We start from the raw sequence: 16,294 nt of genomic DNA, 5'->3' as shown, positions 1-16,294 counted from the left end.
CTGCAGCATCGGCTCCCGGCCTGTTGGCACACCGAGGATACTAACCTGATTTAACAAAGTCGAAAATCATTTCAGATCAAGGCTTTCATACAGCGCCATCATTCGGTTGATCATGACATTGAAATCATAGTGTTCGGCCGCCGCTCTCACCCTGGCTGCGGTCTCAGGTCGTGACGACAACTGCAGCGCGTGCGCGAGCCCTGCTGCGAGGTCGCTTTCGCTGGCCGCATCGCAGACAAGCGTCGGCTCGAACCGCTCGACAAGCTCGCGCGCTCCACAGCCGGTGCTTACCACGGCGGGCAAGCCGCTGGCCATGGCTTCGATCACCACTGTGCCGAAAGGGTCATAGATGGAAGGCAGCACGGCCATATCGGCCGCGCCGTACCACGGCAGCATGTCTTTCTGCGGCCCCAGCATCTTGAGTCGTGCGCCGAGACCGAGCCTGTCGCCGGCCTGCCTGAAGGCGTTGGCGCGCGAATCATGGCCGATGACCCATAATTCAGGCTCGCCATCGAGCCTGGCGACCGCCTTCATCAGTGCAAGCAGTCCCTTTCGCGCAAAGCCCGAGCCGACAAACAGGACGACCGTCCTGTTTTCGTCGACGTCGAGCCGCGCGCGCATTGTCGCCCGATGCAGTTGGCGCAGCTGCGGGCTGAAGCGGTCGAGGTCCACTCCGTTCGGAATATGGTGCACATTTTTCGCCGGATAATCATAGTGACGGACAATGTCGTCTGCGACCATTTTCGAAATGGCAATGACAGCTTTGAGCCGAGGGCTGGCATAGGTTGCGCGTTCGAGGCGCAGCGTCTGGCGGTGAAAGGGGCTCAGCGCCATTGCCGCCCTGCCAAGCCGCGTCTCGAAACGCCGCCGCTCGGCAAGATAGGCGGCATGAACGCCCTCCCCGGCCCGGAAGACATCGCAGCACGGGAGGCGATCGTTGCTCTGCACCAGGGCCGGTGGCATCTCGGCGATCTTGCGGCAGGCGGCTTGAGCAAAGGACGTCGCCCGCAGCGAACGCGGAAACCGGCGGCCGGCACAATGAATGAATTCTATGCCTTCATAACGCGGCCAGTCGCCGGAGAGCACGGCCACCGGCCGCTGACGCGCGGCGAACGCCGCCATGATGTTTTCCAGCATGATCTCGCCTCCACCAAAAGGCGCATAACGCTGGCGCACGAACAGGATCGGCCTGTCGAATTGAATTTCGGTGCCACGAATGCCGGCGTGCATGGGGTCTGGGCTCCGGCCTTGTTGCCATCTGACGATGTCTATAGAGGCCAGCGCGCATCGGCAACAGTTGGAAAGCTCACCCGCCGGAACTCAGAACAGGCCTATGTCCATTGTCCGCAACTGCTTGCGATTTGCCTAACGGTGCTGCATGTAGAAATTAACAGCAAACAGCGGATCCGCGCCAGCTCCAGCCGGGCGGTGACCGCCATGAGGGGAATCGACGGCTTGAGCAAAGCAACCTGGCCCGCCATTGTCCGCCGGACGATTACCGACACCGCCATATATCGGCTGAGACACACCTTCGGAAGACGGGCAGAAGTGTCATCGCTGCGGCCGATAACGCCCCTTAAAGCCAATGACCTGCCTTTGATCCTCGTCATCCGCAACGAGGCGGACAGGCTACGCCCGTTCCTGAAGCACTATCGCGAGCTCGGCGTCACCAGATTCGCCGTCCTCGATGATCGCTCGACAGACGGAACAGCTGAGCTTCTGGCCGAGCAGCCAGATGTCGATCTATTTAGCTCGCCGATCACCTATTCGCAGTCGGACCTGGGAAACCTTTGGCGGCAGCGGATTGTGCAGATTTATGGTCAGCCTCGCTGGTATCTGACCGTCGATGCGGACGAATATCTTGTCTATGACGGCATGGATCAGCATCCGCTCGGTGCGATGGCCGACTGGCTCAAGCGGCGCGGAATGACACGCCTGCTGGCGCCGATGATCGACATGTATCCGAGTGGAAACATCTGGGACGTACCCTTCGATCCCATCGTGCCGCCATGGCAAGTTGCGGACCATTTCGACGGCAGCGGCTATGAGGTGACGAGGAGCCCTCGGCATCTCAAGATCACAGGCGGCCCGAGGACCCGGCTTTTCGCCAGGCAGCACAAGTTGACCAAGTTTCCTCTGATATATGTTGATCGCCAGACGATTTTTACGTCGATTCACTCACCGCTGCCTTACTGGCGAAACTATATAAAGGGATTGGGCGGCCTGCTTCATTTCAAGTTCTTCGCCGATTTCAACGACAAGGCGCAGGTCGCGGTGGCGGAAGGTCAGTATTGGAACGGCGCTTCCAAATATCGCCAGTATCATGAGGTATCGAGCGGTAAAGCTGCTCTCAGCGCGATGAGCGAACAGTCAATGCTGTACGAAGGAGCTCACAGCCTGTTCAAAACGGGTTTGATCGACAAGATTGATTGGTAGACGGCATTTCCAGCAGATGCCGAACCGACATCATGCATAACCGAATGCTTTCATAAGCTGGGCACCTCGTCCTTGTACCAGGTCCTGTAACTCGGCGTTTCCAAGTTCGGAGCGCCATCTCCCGCTTCCGTCGTAGATCGGCTGATTGACCTGTTGGTTCCGGAGCACCTCATGTTGGGTCTCGACGCTGGCGTCGGTCGGCTTGAACCATTGCTGCGGGTTCTTGTGGTAGTCGAGGAGATCCGGGCTGAAGGTCACATCGAGAAAGCCGCAGATCTGCTCGACGACTTTGGCCGGATTCTCGACCAGGTCCTCATAGCGATAGATCAGCACATCCGGCTTTCCTCGTTCCGCAAAAACCAGCGCATTGTCGTTGATCCAGCGGTCGAGAGCCTCCTTTGGGTTGCCAAGTCGTTTGATCAGGGACGCTACGACGTCGCGCCCATCTCGCACCGGCATGACGAAACGCGCGCCGGGCACGAGCCGGCGAATGCGGGCGACACGGCGGATATGCCGCGGTGTCTTTTCAAGCAGCACGTTCTTTCCAGCCTCGAGCGCCGCCCGTTTCAGTTTCCAGAAGCGGAACATGGCCAGTGGCGTCCACTTGAAGAAAATGTTGGTTTCCTGGAGCGGCAGGTAGACGTCAGGATGCGACGCAAGGATCGTCGCAATCAACGTCGTCCCGCTATGGCCGCAGCCGCAAATGAATCCGGTCCGCATCACCATGTCGGCAATGCTCCCTAACCCAAGGCGACCCGGGCGCGGTTATCGACGCGAGCGTAGCACAAGCCGTTGGTGCTAAAGACCTTGTCCAGCTTCTCCCAATATTCGAACTTAGCCAACTGCTCGTCACAATAGGCCACGTCGTCCTCGGAAAGATATTCGCCGTAACCGCCTATCTTGCCCTTGCGCACCTTGAAGCTTTCGGGATCATTCGCATCGCGGGGCTGTAATATCTTGCCGTATCGATCGGACAGATCACCGGTCGATTCACTCACTTTCATCTTGTCGAATGTTCGGTTGTTCGCCACCTCGACAAGCGTCCGATCGTCAGCCTGCAGGTTCAGGAATCCAAGGATCGCGCGAAGGACACCAGCTGTATCCCGATGCATGTCTTCATATTGAAGATACCGGATTTCGCGCATCCGGGGCATTGCCGCAAACCAATGCAGGTTAAATCTAATGATCTTTTCGATCCCATGATTGTCGCTTCTGATAAAATCGCTGAACGATCCCGCTGGAAGCATGTGGCGCTTCTGAACCTGAAAGTACCCTGAGACCACCGTATCTCTTGGATCACGAACAAGCATTATTGTTCTTCTCTTCTTGTATCGAGATTTATTCTCCTTGAGGCTCGATTTCGGTCGAAGTAACTTGTGGTCGGTTCCGTCGTGAATGTATTGAACTTCAACTCCTAGATCGTCCAGCATGACACGCAGCCAGGTGCGCCCCGATTTTGGAAAGGATACGATAAGAGGAAGAGGTGGCGCTTTGGCCTGGAAAAATTTTAGAAAGGACATGGGAGAGACCTCCTTTAGATTATCAGAGCTGGCGCCCGAACCGCTGCCGGCCAGACCAACCCTATTACTGGGCGCCTAAGCCTACGGCTGGTTCGAACACAAGGCAGAAATGCCGGCAAGAATTGCGATCCTCTGCGGGGCGAATTGGGCCTTTACTATATCCCGGTTCGGAATGCCTTATGTTTTTTGGCCTGTTGCGACGACTGTTCGACACGGGCGCTCCATTGCGCGGTCCGTCGGCCGAACCCCTTAATGCGCATCGCGTCGAAGCGTATTCAGTGACGCGCTTTTGGACGACATGCATTAGCCACTCACTTTTGTGACCCATGGCGCCAGAATGGACTCGGCCTCGCCCATCACCACGGACCAGGGGCGTTCCCGTTTCGAGACCAGCACGGCCGATGGATAGTAGGGCGTGCGGTCGCCCTCGACCGGCCAGGAGCGCTTGAAGCCGTCGCCCAGAATGAAAACCGAGGGGATGCCGAGCGCGCCGGCCAGATGCGCTCCGGTATTGCTGATGGTCACCACGGCGTCCATCGCGGCAACCTGCGCGGCGAAAAGGTCCATGTCGACGAGCTGATCGACCGATCTGTCATGAAGAATGCGCTCCGGCTCACCGTCGGTCAGGATCTTCAGATCGGTCTCGATCTGGCCATACTGCAGCGAGACGAACCGAAGGTCCGGGCGGCCGATCAGGTTTCGCCAGGCGGCAAGCGGCGGCAGGTCTTTGCCGGGATTGGAGCTGCCCCATGCGATACCGACCAACGGCCGCCCTTCCTTCCGGTAGCGGGCGCGAAGTTCAGCGACCCGGGCCGGATCCGGCTTAAGGGACACGAAATGCTCGCGGATCGTCGCCTCGTCGGTCTCGAAAACGGCAGTCAGATGCTGGACGCCGGCGAAGGCCTGCGCCTCGCCATAGGCAGCCTTGCCATCAGCGCCGACCGGCCGCACGTCGGCGGTCGGAAAAGTGCGCTGAAAGAGCGGTACCAGGCGGCGCTCGACCAGCACGATCGAGCGGGCGGCGCGCGCCAGGGCACAGCCCACGGAACTCGCATGATGGATCGCGGTGGCCAGACCCTGCTTTTCGGTTTCCATCAGATCGACCAGCAGTGTCTGGCCCGAAATATCCTGGCCCAGCCACTCCCCATCGACGCGGCCGTTGACGATGTGGCGTCGTGCGATCCTGAGTTCGGCGGCTGCGCCATAGGCGCCCATCCGCATCAGCGCCTTGCTGAGCTCGTCGATCAGGTGGACCTCGCCCCTCGACTTCGCAATGGATCCAAGAGCCAGGGCTTTCGGCAGTGCCGCCGGCCAATCGCGCGACTCGACGCTTCGCCGATAATCCGCCATCTGATCGGCAATGTCGCCGTCGCGCCAGCGAAGGAAAAGCTGCCGGCGGTGACGTCGGAACCAGACCTTGTATTTGTAGCCTGCAAGCGCGACAGCGCGGCGCAACCGGCCGACAAGTTGGTTACCCTCCATCGCCAGCTCCGCCGATGATTTGCATGACCCGTCCGCCTGCTTCCTGCACTGCCGACGCCCAGGCTCGGCCGCCTTTTCGGACCAGTCGAACGGTCGGATATGCGGCGACGGTCTCGCCGAAAGCAGGCCAGGACAGGCGAAACCCGTCGTCGAGCATGACAATCGTCGGCACGCCCAGCGCTCCGGCGAGGTTGGCGCCGGTATTACTGATCGTCACCACCGCGTCGAGCGCCGCGATTTGGGCGGCAAAGCGGTCCATGTCCGTCAACTGGTCGACGGAAGCGTCATGGATGATGCGCCCCGGCGCGTGGCGCTCGAACTCGGAGAGGGCCGGCCCGACATCGCCATATTGCAAGCTGACGAGGCGCCCCGGCAGGCTGCCGAACAGCGTCCGCCAATCGTCCAGAGCCGGCAGATCCTTGCTCTTGTTCAGGCTTCCCCAGGCAAATCCGATCAGGGGACCTGGGCCGCCATCGAGATAGGTGCCGCGCAGCTCGGCAACCAGTCGGCGGTCCGGCTCCAGCGGAACGAAGGGCGCGCGTGCCGCCGGGTCGTCCGGCCAGAAATGCTTTGCGAGTGTCTCGAAACCGGCAACGACGTCGGCGTCCACCGCCGCCATGTCCTCTTCCCCTTCAATCCTGACATCGAGCGCAGGATATGTTCTGCGATAAAGCGGTGCCAGTCGCGGCTCGACGAAGACGATGCATCGACCGGCAGCCGCGACTGGACCAAGCAGCGACGCGAACTGGAAAAAGATCGCCAGGTCGCCTTCGCGACGATCGACGAGAAGCGTGCGACCCGCAAGATCACTGCCATCCCAATCGGGCCTGCCGCGCAGCTGCTTGCTCGCCGCCATCAACTGCCAGATGCGATTTCCTCCGTCGAGACGCCTCAGTCCACGCCCCGCTTTCTTGATCAGCCCGAGATCGCCAAGCTGCTCACCAAGCACGCCAAGCGCCAGTGCATGGTCGCGAGCAGTTTGCCAGTCACCACGCTGCACGCTTTCCTCCATCAGCCTCGTATGCCTTTCGGCATTTTCGTCGGCGTGGCGCGAGGGACGTCTAAGAAGTTCCTTTGCCCGCTCGAGAACCTTCTGCAGCCGCTTGCCGACGGCGCTCTGCGGGCGCAGATCGGCGGTTTTTGCTTTCTGAAGGATGGTTCGTCTGTTCTGCACGGCGATGTTCTATCGTCCTCGGGGAGCGTCGGAAAGCGTCGTCAGGATCGACGAGAGCCGCCGGCCGGCCCCGTCGAGCACCAGCGACCAAGGGCGCCCCTCCTTGCGAATGATAATGCCCTTCGGATACCAGGGTGTCCGGTCGCCGGTCACTGGCCATGCCGTCTGAAAATTGTCGTCGATGAGGAAAACAGTCGGCACGCCAAGGGCTCCGGCAAGATGGGCCGCCGTATTGCTGATCGTCACGACAGCATCGAGTGCGGCGACCTGTGCGGCGAAACGGTCCATGTCGACCATCTGGTCGACGCTGTCGTCAAAGATCAGACGCGCGTCATTGCCGTTGCGAAGGCGCCGCAACGCCGGCTTGATCTGTCCGTACTGGAGCGAAACGAATGTCGCTGGCGTCTGGGCGATGAACCTTGCCCATTCCGGGAAGTCAGGCACGTCCTTGGTGTGGGATTTACTGCCCCAGGAGAGACCCACCAGCGGCAGATCCGTCATCGAGCGATAGCGCCTGCGGAATGTCTCGACGAGTTCAGGATCTGCCCGCAGCGGCACGAAGTCGGCAGCAAGCTTTTCGGCATCGCGTCCGAACACCCAGGCGAGATCTTCGAAAGTCGCACGTTTGTCGCCGACCACATCCTGCTGCGCCGGGATCACGGTCGCCTTCGGGAACGTTCGCTGCAGAATTGATACCAGGCGCGGCTCGACCCGAATTGTTGCGCTTTGCGCATAGGCAGCGGCAGCGCCGGCCAGTCGCGCGTGGCGGATAACCCGGCCAAGGCTGCGCGGGTCATCCTCCACAAGATCGATCAGCAGTGTATCCGATCCGAGATTCTCGCCGGTCCAATCGTTGGCGCTTTTCCCTTTCCGCAGCCTGCGAGCGGAAAGCCGAAGCTCAGCTGCCCGCGCAAAGTTGCCAAGCCGTTCGAATGCCTGGCCCGCCTTCTGCATCAGCTCCGGGTCGCGATTGTGATCGGCCGTGACAGCCATCTCATTGGTACCGGCTTCAAGGCCTTTCCAGTCCCTGCGCACGATCAGCGCCTCAACCTTGGCCTGCAGCTCAAGAATGGAACGCGGCTGCTTGGGACCGGAAAACAACCTGCGCACCGCCTTTTTGTACCGGCGCAGCTGAAGGCCCAGTCCACCAATCACATACCGGACATAGGAACCGTGATAAAAGCTGGTCATCGGCCTTCAGCGCAATACGCTTTGCCGCAGCTTTTTGCCGCTTTCGGCCATCGGATCGGGCGTCTCCAGGTGGAATATCGAACGATATATCTCGCTGTGTTTGGCAAGCTGGTCATGCGTTCCATCATCGACAAGCTGTCCGGCGTCAAACACGAGAGTACGATCGGCCGCCTTGATTGTAGACAGCCTGTGCGCAATGCAGATCACCGTGCGCTGAAATGTGTTGTCGAAGGCTGCCTCCATGACTGCCCGTTCGTTTTCACCGTCAAGCGCCGATGTCGCTTCATCATAGACGATTACCGCAGCATTCTTGAGCAAGGCGCGTGCGATGGCGACGCGTTGTTTCTGCCCGCCCGACAGATTGGTGCCGCTCGGCCCGACAAGCGTGTCGAGCCCGTTTTCGAGCGCCGAAGCAAAGCTGGTGACCCGGGCGAGGTTCGCAGCAGACTCGATTTCCTGATCCGTAGCGTTCGGGCGGCCATCACGAATGTTGTCGCGGATCGAGCCTTCGAACAGGAAGACGTCCTGTGACACAAGTGCGATATTGTCGCGAACGTCGGCCAGGCTGATCTTCGAAATGTCCTTTCCGTCGATCAGGATCCTGCCCTTGTCCGGCTCCATCAGGCGCAGGATCAGATTGACGATGGTGGTCTTGCCGGCGCCGGAGCGGCCGACGATCGCCAGCTTCTCACGAGGTCGCACGTCGAAGGAAACACCCTCGAGCGCCGGGCTGTTGCCGTCATAGGAGAAGGCCACATCTTCAAAGCGGATACCACCATCGACGTCGGTCAGGCGCTCGCCTGCGATTGCGAGTCGCCGCTGCTCGGGCGTGTCGATCAAATCATACATCTGCTCGACGGCAACCATTTGCTTCTGGATGTCGACGTTGACCCGGGCCAACCGCTTGGCAGGCTCATAGGCAAGCAGGAACGCGGTAATGAAGGCCATGAATTCGCCAGGCGTCTTGCCGTTGCCGAGGGTCTGCCAGCTGGCATACATAACGAAAAGCCCGATGATCACGCCGCCGCCGGTCTCCATCAATGGGCTCATCAATGCTGATGTCCGGTTGATCTGGATGCCACGTCTTTCCATCTTGCGGACGGCCTTTGCAAAGCTGGCAACCGCCTTGTCCTCGAGCTGGAAGGATTTGATGGTGCGGATGCCTTCGACGGCTTCCGTGCCGATCGACTGGACTTGTGCGGCCAATTCCGTCTCGCCCCTCGCCAGCGCCTTGAGCTTCCTGGTTATCGCGCCGACTGACAGGAACAGCATCGGCAGAACCGCCACGGATATCAGCGACATTACCGGGTCCTGCTTGACCATGACGCTGGCCAAGGCAATCAGGGTCAGCAGATCAGAGACGGCGCTGCTCGTGAGGGTGAGAATAACGGTCGCCCCGGCGCGCGCGTTGAACATGATTTTGGAGATGAATTTTGCCGGATGCTGGTTGGCGAAACGGCCGATGTCGAAATACACCATTCGGGAAAATTGACGGTTTTGAAGGTCCGAAACGATAGCCCGGCGAATCTTTCCCGTCGTGATGGTCTGGCAGTAGGCAGCTATGCCCTTGACCAGGAAAATGCCGATGATGACGACGCTGATACCTGATACAGCGGCAGCGTCTCGCTCGACATAGATGGTGTTGATCATGACTTTCATGATCCAGGCCGCTGCGCCGGTCGCCGCAGCAGCGGCGATCGAGCACAGCAAACCTGTCACATACAGCATCTTGTGCGGCGGCAGATTTTCGCCGATCAGACGCTTGATCAGCGGATATGCCGGGACCGTTGACACTCGTTTCTTTGCAATCATCTCGTCGCCGCCCGTTGCGATCCCGTCCGGTCTTCGCGTTGTCTTAAAAGCGCGAGACGGTTTCGATCACTGTCTGTGGCTTCGTTCCCGACCGCAGTCAATGCCGAACCGGATCCTTGCACGTCATCGGCTTATGACCGTCGGTTCCTCGCATGCCAAGCTATGCGGCTCTTGCGCCATTCGTCGTCGGCCGCGCTATGCCTGGTCAGTGTTTTGCGAGGACCATGAGATGGCTTCCAAGAGGCGATGTGTGATTGCTTTTGATCGAAAAGCCCACATCCGAAAGGACCGCGATCATCTCCTTATCCTTGCCAGGGGGGACGCGGGCAACGATCGTTTGAGCACGCCTGGCGATATCGGACAGCACGCTTCTCGCCTTGTCCGCGCCCAGGCTCCACTGCATGTGATGGTAGACCGCCAGCAGCATGACGATGTCGTACTGCGGTTGGAGAACATTTTGCAGCTTCCGGCTGCCAAGATCGAGACAATCGAACCGGCTTTGGACTGGACAACCCAGGAAGATCATCCTGGCCGTCTCGATATGCGGCTTGAGAATGTCGATCCCATGGATCGAACTCGGTCCTAGCTTGGATATCTCATAGGCGACAACACCCATGTTGCAGCCAACATCGAGAATGGATTTCCCGGCGTAGTCGACCTCTGCGGAGAATAGCCCGTCCAGCCGGTCGTCCCACGTTCCCTTGAATCTCTTTTGCTTATTTGACCACCACAAATCATTGTTCTCCAAAAACGGCGCCGGACTGATTTCCTTGACGGAGGACGACTGTGCGCCGGGCCTAATCCGGTCCAGTTGCTGGCGCGCAAACGACACTGTCCTGAGCGTCCTGTAAACGTAACCGCGGGAGAAAGGAACTCCTGATCACAGCATCCTGCGAAGACGTTTCGGGAAGTTGACGAACACCCGGCCCGACAAATCGACACATCGGTTGGAAATCGCAATGTCGCTTGGCGCCCCCTACCCGCGCCTGCCCTCGAGTTCCTGAAACGCACGCCTTTTCGGCAAGGTAAGCCATATTTGTTCTTGCTTTGTGCCGGCAACTATGCTACTAATTTGTCTATGGTGCTGATTTGCACCAACGACCGTCTTACCGCGACATGCGGTTTTTCAGCCAGGCTCGATCAAAGCCCGCCCGCATTGCGGGGCTGTTGGCCAATCACGGTCGAGTGCCAGCCTTTTCGGCAGCTTCCGAGAAGGGAAATCGGAAAAGCAGCTTCCGGTTCTCGTCGCAGATTTCGAAGGAAAGACCTGTCAGGACCGGGCTGCCGCTGAGCAGGCCCTCGGCCAGGATTTCCTTGGCCGAAGCCATGGCGTTATCCTGAGCCGCGGACAAACCGTCCAACTCCTGACCCTCGAAATCTTCCGTCAAGCGGCCCTCATTGTTTCGGAAATGGAAAAAATATCTCGGCATGGCTGCTCCGGTTGATCGGTTTCTCTAATCCATGTCGCGCAAAAATGTGCAGCGGTTTTGCGACAACAACATGTATCAAAACAAGAACCTAAAGCTCATCGCATGAGGCCGATCGACGCGACGCGCCTTAGTCGCAAGCGCCTCAGGAGCAGCCTCGAATTCGTACACGACAGCACCGCGCGATTTTGGCATTGGGATTCATGGCGTTTAGGCCTTCATGCGTCAGGTCGATCGAACAGCACCCCCAGCCCATGTTCGAACGCACATGCCGCAATCATTTCGTCAAGGGCTTTTCCGGAGACCGGGCAATTCGGCATGACAGCCCTGATCGCGATCTCAGCCGCTGCGGTAGAAACCACATCGTGGCGCCTCTTCCTGGTCTCCATATATTGCTCGATCAGAATTTTCAGGCGCCGCGCTGCAATCTCGTCAACGACCATCGTTCTCCCTCGATTCGGCACAATGTCCGTCTTCCGGGGTCCGTCCTCCGGGTGAAGGGTCCGCTGCCATTGGGTAGCAGCGGACCACTCGGCTGGGTGAGCCAGTGGCCCGAGGCGGGGTGTCTCGGACCGCCACCACAATAGCTTCGGCAGGCCACTCGTTCCACAGAACGCTGTCGTTGGTAATTTTCGTACACTGAGCATTGCCGCAGGCAGTCTGCGACCGTGGGAGTTTTGGGCTATGCCGCGTCGCCGGGTACCGGATCAGTTCCGGTTTTGATAGCTGTAGATGCCCGCGCCGATCGCGACCGCTCCTACGGTGATCAGAATCGATGGCACACCCATCAACGTGGCGACGATCCCCCAGACAATGGCGACGGCAATTGCGCCGGCCGTTCCCAGCACCAGTCTAAGCCGTTTCGACATTATCCATTCCCCCAAAAGTGCATCTTTGGCCTTTTCCGGTCGAAATACCGCAATGCGGCACCATTGTCTGCGCTTCATCCAACTTTTTATGCCGCCCTGAGCCCCGACCGCTGAGGCGTAAGCGATCCGTATGCGGCCTTGTCGCAAACACCCACTCGACAACGAGGAAGCTTGGGCGCGAGCCCGAGAAGCGGGGCGTCAGAAAGCGAGCTATCTATGCAAAATTTTCGGAATTTACTCCGGTTCACAATCATGGGCATGCCGGCCACGACAACCGCAATAGTCATCCCGGGCCTTACCCCCGAGACAACCGAAGCGACTTTGATTTGCCATAGGTTGGTCTGCCAGAAGGCGAGCAATGAACCCAATGCCTTCGGCACCAAATATCAGCGTAAATGCACCTGCGAAAATGTAAGCGAAAGCGCGTCGGTCGCCGATCGGGCGCTCCGGCTGAATGCCATCCTTCATCTGACGATCTGCAGCAGTTGGCGCCTATCGCCTCAACGCGTGATCGCGATGCCGATCCTCGCCGCTCATCGGCAACGGCCTATCGCCCTCGAGCAGGCGGGTGATCCGGGCGAAGCCGGCAAAAGCCTTTCGCGCTTCCTCGGCCGACATCCGGCCGGCCATGGCCGCTGCGCAGCAATTCACCGCACATTGGTAAACCGGCCCGCGCCGCCCAGCCGGCCAGTTTCGCAAGAATGCCATTGCTTCGGCAACGCTGTCGATCTCCTCCACAGGCTGTCCCTGTCCGCGCAAAATCCGCACGGGCGAAAAGAATTGCAAGCGGTCCATCATTTCCTCCCCGTCGACCGGATGCGTGCGATCGAACCCCACTAAACTCGCGAACCGGGCTTTGGTTCCCGGCCAAGGAGGGCTTGGCCTGAAAAATGTTGGCCGGACCAGACGAGCAGCGGTGGAAGCGCCAGGCAGCCCCAATTGCCTGACATCTTGCCCCAATTGGGTGACATCTCGCCATTGTACGGGAACGTTAGCGCGGCTGATGCATTTCGATGCCACGAGCAGTCTTTTTGAGGGAAATGCCAAAACATGAGAATAGCCCATGTGGCGCCGCTCCATGAATCCGTGCCACCCCGGTTCTATGGAGGGACGGAGCGCATCGTCTCCTATCTGACCGAGGGATTGGTCGAGCTTGGCCATGACGTGACCCTGTTCGCCAGCGGCGATACCAAGACATCGGCGAAATTGGTGGCGTGTCGCGAGCGCGCGCTCCGTCTCGATCCGCGCCCGCACAAATCCGAAACCGCAGCGCATCTCTCGATGCTCGCAGAGGTGAGGAACCGAGCGCAACAGTTCGACATCATCCATTTCCATCTCAGCCACTTCCTGCATTTTCCTTTCTTCGAACACATGCCCGACCGGACGGTGACGACACCGCATGGCAGGCTCGACTATGTCGACCTGGCCCCGGCCTACGAACATTTTCCGCGTTTTCCGATGATCTCGATTTCCCGCAGCCAGAGAACCGGGCTGGCCAAGGCCAATTGGCTGGCGACCATCCATCACGGGCTGCCGATCAATATGTACGAGTCGACTTTCGAGACGGATGCGGACCAGCCGTATCTGGCCTTTCTGGGCCGGCTGTCGCGCGACAAGCGCCCGGACCGTGCCATCGAGATCGCCTTGCGCTCCGGGCTGAAACTGAAGCTTGCGGCAAAGATCGGCGATGACGACCGCGCCTTTTTCCACGACACGGTCGAGCCGCTGATCGACGGCGACCGTGTCGACTATGTCGGCGAGATCGAAGAGGACAGAAAAGCGGAATTCCTCGGCAAGGCGGCCGGCCTGCTGTTTCCAATCGATTGGCCGGAGCCGTTCGGTCTTGCCGCGATAGAGGCTATGGCCTGCGGCACGCCGGTAATCGCCTGGAAATGCGGTGCCCTGCCGGAGATCATCGACCACGGCGTGACCGGTTTCCTTGTCGATTCAGTCGATGCTGCGGTCGCCTCGATACCGGAATTGCTGCGCCTCGACAGGCGACAGGTGAGAGCCGTATTCGAAAACCGTTTTTCTGCCACGAGAATGGCCCACGACTATGTGGCTGCCTATACGCGCCTGATCGGCGCTCCCGGTGAAGCGAGAGCATCCTGATCGGCGTCATTGTGGACATTGGAACGAAACGACAGAGCTTGTGACGTATGAATCAACTCGACGAGCGTAAGCTTGATCCCGCCGTAGCCCTTGCCTCCCTCGACGAGGTTGCGCCCCGGGAGCCGCACCGGCTGTTCGCCCTCAAGCAAGGCGACTGCTTCGCGGTGGCCGACGCCTATGGCGACATCCGCGGCGCCGGCGACGGCTTTTTCCGAGACGACACGCGTGTGCTTTCGGAATTCCGGCTGACGGTCGGTGGCCGGCAAATGTCGCTGCTGGGCGCATCGCTCAGCCAGGACAATGTGCTTTTCACCTCGAACTTGACCAATCTGCCGATCCAGAGTGTCGGTGGTCGCGACATTCCGCAAGGCGCGATCCACATAGAACGCGTCAGGCTGCTTTGGCAGGACCGGCTGTTCGAGCGCATCACCCTTTCCAACTACAGCCAGGAATCGTCGGCCATTCGGGTTTCGTTGCATTTCGCAGCAGATTTCCGTGACATGTTCGAGGTGCGCGGTTCGACCCGGCTCAAGCGCGGAATAGCCCACGCCGCCGAGACCAGTCCGACATCCGTGGTGCTTCGATATGACGGGCTAGACCAGCTCGTGCGCCTGTCGGCAATCTCGTTCTCGCGGGCGCCGGACAATTTGACCGCCAGCCGTGCGGATTTCCTGGTTGCGGTGACGAAGCGCAGCAGCGAGGTCCTCTATATCGAGGTCGGCCCGGAAGTGGCGGAGACACCCGACCGCGACCGTTTTCGGGCTGCCGCCGCCCGCGCTCGCTTCGGCATGCGCGCCAAACGCCGCCACGGCGCGACGGTGCACAGCTCCGGCCGCGTCTTCAACGACTGGATCGAACGCGCGCGCGCGGACGTGGCGTTGCTGACCACCGAGCTTGCAACCGGACCTTACCCCTATGCCGGCATACCCTGGTTCTCGACGGCGTTTGGCCGTGACGGGGTGATTTCCGCACTGCAGATGCTGTGGTTGAATCCTGGGCTGGCGCGCGGCGTACTCGCCTTTCTCGCCCAGCATCAGGCAACCGAAACGTCGCCGTTCAGCGATTCGCAGCCGGGCAAGATCATGCACGAGACCCGCAAGGGCGAGATGGCGGCGCTGCGGGAGCTCCCGTTCGGCCGCTATTACGGCGGCGTCGATACCACGCCGCTCTACATTCATCTCGCCTGCGCCTATGCGGATCGTACCGGCGACATGGCATTCGTCGACAGTCTGTGGCCATCGCTCTGTGCAGCGGCCGAATGGACGGAGGAGACAAGCCGCGCGACCGGCTTCGTTACCTACCAGCGCGGCGCCGAGACCGGCCTCGCCAACCAGGGCTGGAAGGACAGTTTCGATTCCGTCTTCCATGCCGATGGCCGCATGCCCAAGGGGCCGATCGCCCTGGTCGAGGTGCAAGGCTACGTCTTTGCCGCGTTCCGTGGGCTGGCAGCGCTCGCCCGCCGCCGCGGCGAGGACGACAAGGCCGATCATTGGGAGGAACGCGCCGAAACCATGCGCGCCGCGGTGGAACGCCATTTCTGGATGGACGATCTCAATTTCTATGCACTGGCGATCGATGGTGCAGGCGAGCTCTGCAAGGTACGGACGTCGAATGCCGGCCATCTTCTCTTCGTCGGGCTGCCCGAGCCGGAACGGGCGCAAATGGTCGCCGATCAGCTGCTCTCCGCGTCGTTCCACTCTGGTTGGGGAGTGAGGACGCTGGCCGACGATGCGATATTCTTCAACCCGATGTCCTACCACAATGGTTCGATCTGGCCGCACGACACCGCCATGTGCGGTGCCGGCTTGGCACGTTATGGCGTGCGCGACAGCGTGGTCCGGCTGATGAGCGGCACGTTCGAATCGGCTGTCCATTTCAACATGCGGCTGCCGGAACTGTTCTGCGGCTTTACCCGGTCGCCGGGCGAAGCGCCGATCGCCTATCCCGTCGCGTGCCTGCCGCAAGCCTGGTCAGCGGGATCGGCCTTCATGCTGATGCAGGCCTGCCTTGGGCTCGAAATCGACGGCTGGAACAGCGAAATCCGGGTCACCCGCCCAAGGCTGCCGATCGGCATCGACACGCTGACATTGCGGCATCTGGGTGTCGGCTCGACAGTGGTCGACCTCACATTCCAGCGTGTCGGCGACCGGGTCGTCGCCTTTCTCGCCGATCGGTATGAGGGGATGGTGCCGCTCATCGTGCGCACTTGATGCCGCCGCGCTGCGGCGCATCGAAAATGACGCGCGGCATTGCAATCGTCCGGAACCGATA

Annotated in this window: 15 protein-coding genes; 3 read left to right on the top strand and 12 right to left on the bottom strand. The window is 60.1% G+C overall.

Features of this window, described 5'->3' with window-relative positions; genetic code table 11:
* Nucleotides 1-66 precede the first annotated feature (66 nt).
* The gene (locus NKH23_RS24910; protein WP_353025383.1) at nucleotides 67-1,230 is read right to left on the bottom strand and encodes a glycosyltransferase family 4 protein; all 1,164 of its coding nucleotides are present in this window, start codon (nucleotides 1,228-1,230) and stop codon (nucleotides 67-69) included.
* Here NKH23_RS24910 and NKH23_RS24905 point away from each other — a divergent pair.
* Nucleotides 1,198-2,436 (top strand): glycosyltransferase family 2 protein, encoded by a 1,239-nt coding sequence (locus NKH23_RS24905; RefSeq protein WP_352977190.1) that lies wholly within the window; start codon nucleotides 1,198-1,200, stop codon nucleotides 2,434-2,436. The two genes, NKH23_RS24910 and NKH23_RS24905, sit on opposite strands and share 33 nt — an antisense overlap.
* 30 nt (nucleotides 2,437-2,466) lie before the next feature.
* On the opposite strand, the gene NKH23_RS24900 is transcribed toward NKH23_RS24905, so the two are convergent.
* The 11 genes from NKH23_RS24900 to NKH23_RS24850 form a co-directional block, all read right to left on the bottom strand.
* Nucleotides 2,467-3,162, bottom strand: coding sequence for a sulfotransferase family protein (locus tag NKH23_RS24900; protein WP_352721439.1), 696 nt, complete (start codon nucleotides 3,160-3,162; stop codon nucleotides 2,467-2,469).
* A gap of 14 nt (nucleotides 3,163-3,176) precedes the next feature.
* Entirely contained in the window at nucleotides 3,177-3,956 is a 780-nt protein-coding gene (locus NKH23_RS24895; RefSeq protein WP_352916664.1) for a sulfotransferase domain-containing protein, read from the bottom strand.
* A gap of 303 nt (nucleotides 3,957-4,259) precedes the next feature.
* Nucleotides 4,260-5,438 carry a glycosyltransferase family 9 protein gene (locus tag NKH23_RS24890; RefSeq protein WP_352721442.1) on the bottom strand — a complete coding sequence of 393 codons (1,179 nt, stop codon included), beginning with the start codon at nucleotides 5,436-5,438 and terminating at the stop codon, nucleotides 4,260-4,262.
* Nucleotides 5,428-6,612: a glycosyltransferase family 9 protein gene (locus NKH23_RS24885; RefSeq protein ID WP_352977189.1), complete on the bottom strand. Its 1,185-nt coding sequence runs from the start codon at nucleotides 6,610-6,612 to the stop codon at nucleotides 5,428-5,430. Before NKH23_RS24885 ends, NKH23_RS24890 begins: the two co-directional genes overlap by 11 nt.
* Before the next feature lie 9 nt (nucleotides 6,613-6,621).
* Complete coding sequence (locus NKH23_RS24880) at nucleotides 6,622-7,803, bottom strand: glycosyltransferase family 9 protein (protein ID WP_352721446.1); 1,182 nt, start codon at nucleotides 7,801-7,803, stop codon at nucleotides 6,622-6,624.
* 6 nt (nucleotides 7,804-7,809) lie between these two features.
* Nucleotides 7,810-9,597, bottom strand: a complete 1,788-nt coding sequence (locus tag NKH23_RS24875; RefSeq protein WP_352977188.1) for an ABC transporter ATP-binding protein — start codon at nucleotides 9,595-9,597, stop codon at nucleotides 7,810-7,812.
* A gap of 223 nt (nucleotides 9,598-9,820) precedes the next feature.
* On the bottom strand, nucleotides 9,821-10,447 hold the full coding sequence (locus NKH23_RS24870; RefSeq protein ID WP_352977187.1) for a class I SAM-dependent methyltransferase: 627 nt from the start codon (nucleotides 10,445-10,447) through the stop codon (nucleotides 9,821-9,823).
* A gap of 343 nt (nucleotides 10,448-10,790) precedes the next feature.
* Nucleotides 10,791-11,045 carry a DUF6894 family protein gene (locus NKH23_RS34665; RefSeq protein WP_352977186.1) on the bottom strand — a complete coding sequence of 85 codons (255 nt, stop codon included), beginning with the start codon at nucleotides 11,043-11,045 and terminating at the stop codon, nucleotides 10,791-10,793.
* Between the two features lie 215 nt (nucleotides 11,046-11,260).
* On the bottom strand, nucleotides 11,261-11,485 hold the full coding sequence (locus NKH23_RS24860) for a hypothetical protein (RefSeq protein ID WP_352977185.1): 225 nt from the start codon (nucleotides 11,483-11,485) through the stop codon (nucleotides 11,261-11,263).
* A gap of 264 nt (nucleotides 11,486-11,749) precedes the next feature.
* Nucleotides 11,750-11,911, bottom strand: coding sequence for a hypothetical protein (locus tag NKH23_RS24855; protein ID WP_352977184.1), 162 nt, complete (start codon nucleotides 11,909-11,911; stop codon nucleotides 11,750-11,752).
* A 492-nt stretch (nucleotides 11,912-12,403) separates the two neighbouring features.
* Complete coding sequence (locus tag NKH23_RS24850) at nucleotides 12,404-12,706, bottom strand: DUF982 domain-containing protein (protein ID WP_353035541.1); 303 nt, start codon at nucleotides 12,704-12,706, stop codon at nucleotides 12,404-12,406.
* Between the two features lie 255 nt (nucleotides 12,707-12,961).
* On the opposite strand from NKH23_RS24850, the gene NKH23_RS24845 reads away from it, so the two are divergent.
* Complete coding sequence (locus NKH23_RS24845; protein ID WP_352977183.1) at nucleotides 12,962-14,023, top strand: glycosyltransferase family 4 protein; 1,062 nt, start codon at nucleotides 12,962-12,964, stop codon at nucleotides 14,021-14,023.
* Between the two features lie 47 nt (nucleotides 14,024-14,070).
* Nucleotides 14,071-16,233, top strand: coding sequence for an amylo-alpha-1,6-glucosidase (locus tag NKH23_RS24840; protein WP_352721458.1), 2,163 nt, complete (start codon nucleotides 14,071-14,073; stop codon nucleotides 16,231-16,233).
* The last annotated feature ends 61 nt before the right edge of the window (nucleotides 16,234-16,294 follow it).

The sequence above is a fragment of the Mesorhizobium sp. M1328 genome (genome assembly GCF_040318075.1).
Lineage (GTDB): Bacteria > Pseudomonadota > Alphaproteobacteria > Rhizobiales > Rhizobiaceae > Mesorhizobium.
The sequence above is the reverse complement of the archived record's forward strand: the minus strand, read 5'-3'. Positions and strand labels throughout refer to the sequence as shown.

Coding starts and splice junctions, on each gene's coding strand:
- NKH23_RS24890 (WP_352721442.1), bottom strand. CDS start 5,438: ATGGAGGGTAACCAACTTGTCGGCCGGTTGCGCCGCGCTGTCGCGCTT.
- NKH23_RS24895 (WP_352916664.1), bottom strand. CDS start 3,956: ATGTCCTTTCTAAAATTTTTCCAGGCCAAAGCGCCACCTCTTCCTCTT.
- NKH23_RS24910 (WP_353025383.1), bottom strand. CDS start 1,230: ATGCACGCCGGCATTCGTGGCACCGAAATTCAATTCGACAGGCCGATC.
- NKH23_RS24845 (WP_352977183.1), top strand. CDS start 12,962: ATGAGAATAGCCCATGTGGCGCCGCTCCATGAATCCGTGCCACCCCGG.
- NKH23_RS24900 (WP_352721439.1), bottom strand. CDS start 3,162: ATGGTGATGCGGACCGGATTCATTTGCGGCTGCGGCCATAGCGGGACG.
- NKH23_RS24840 (WP_352721458.1), top strand. CDS start 14,071: ATGAATCAACTCGACGAGCGTAAGCTTGATCCCGCCGTAGCCCTTGCC.
- NKH23_RS34665 (WP_352977186.1), bottom strand. CDS start 11,045: ATGCCGAGATATTTTTTCCATTTCCGAAACAATGAGGGCCGCTTGACG.
- NKH23_RS24855 (WP_352977184.1), bottom strand. CDS start 11,911: ATGTCGAAACGGCTTAGACTGGTGCTGGGAACGGCCGGCGCAATTGCC.
- NKH23_RS24880 (WP_352721446.1), bottom strand. CDS start 7,803: ATGACCAGCTTTTATCACGGTTCCTATGTCCGGTATGTGATTGGTGGA.
- NKH23_RS24860 (WP_352977185.1), bottom strand. CDS start 11,485: ATGGTCGTTGACGAGATTGCAGCGCGGCGCCTGAAAATTCTGATCGAG.
- NKH23_RS24850 (WP_353035541.1), bottom strand. CDS start 12,706: ATGGACCGCTTGCAATTCTTTTCGCCCGTGCGGATTTTGCGCGGACAG.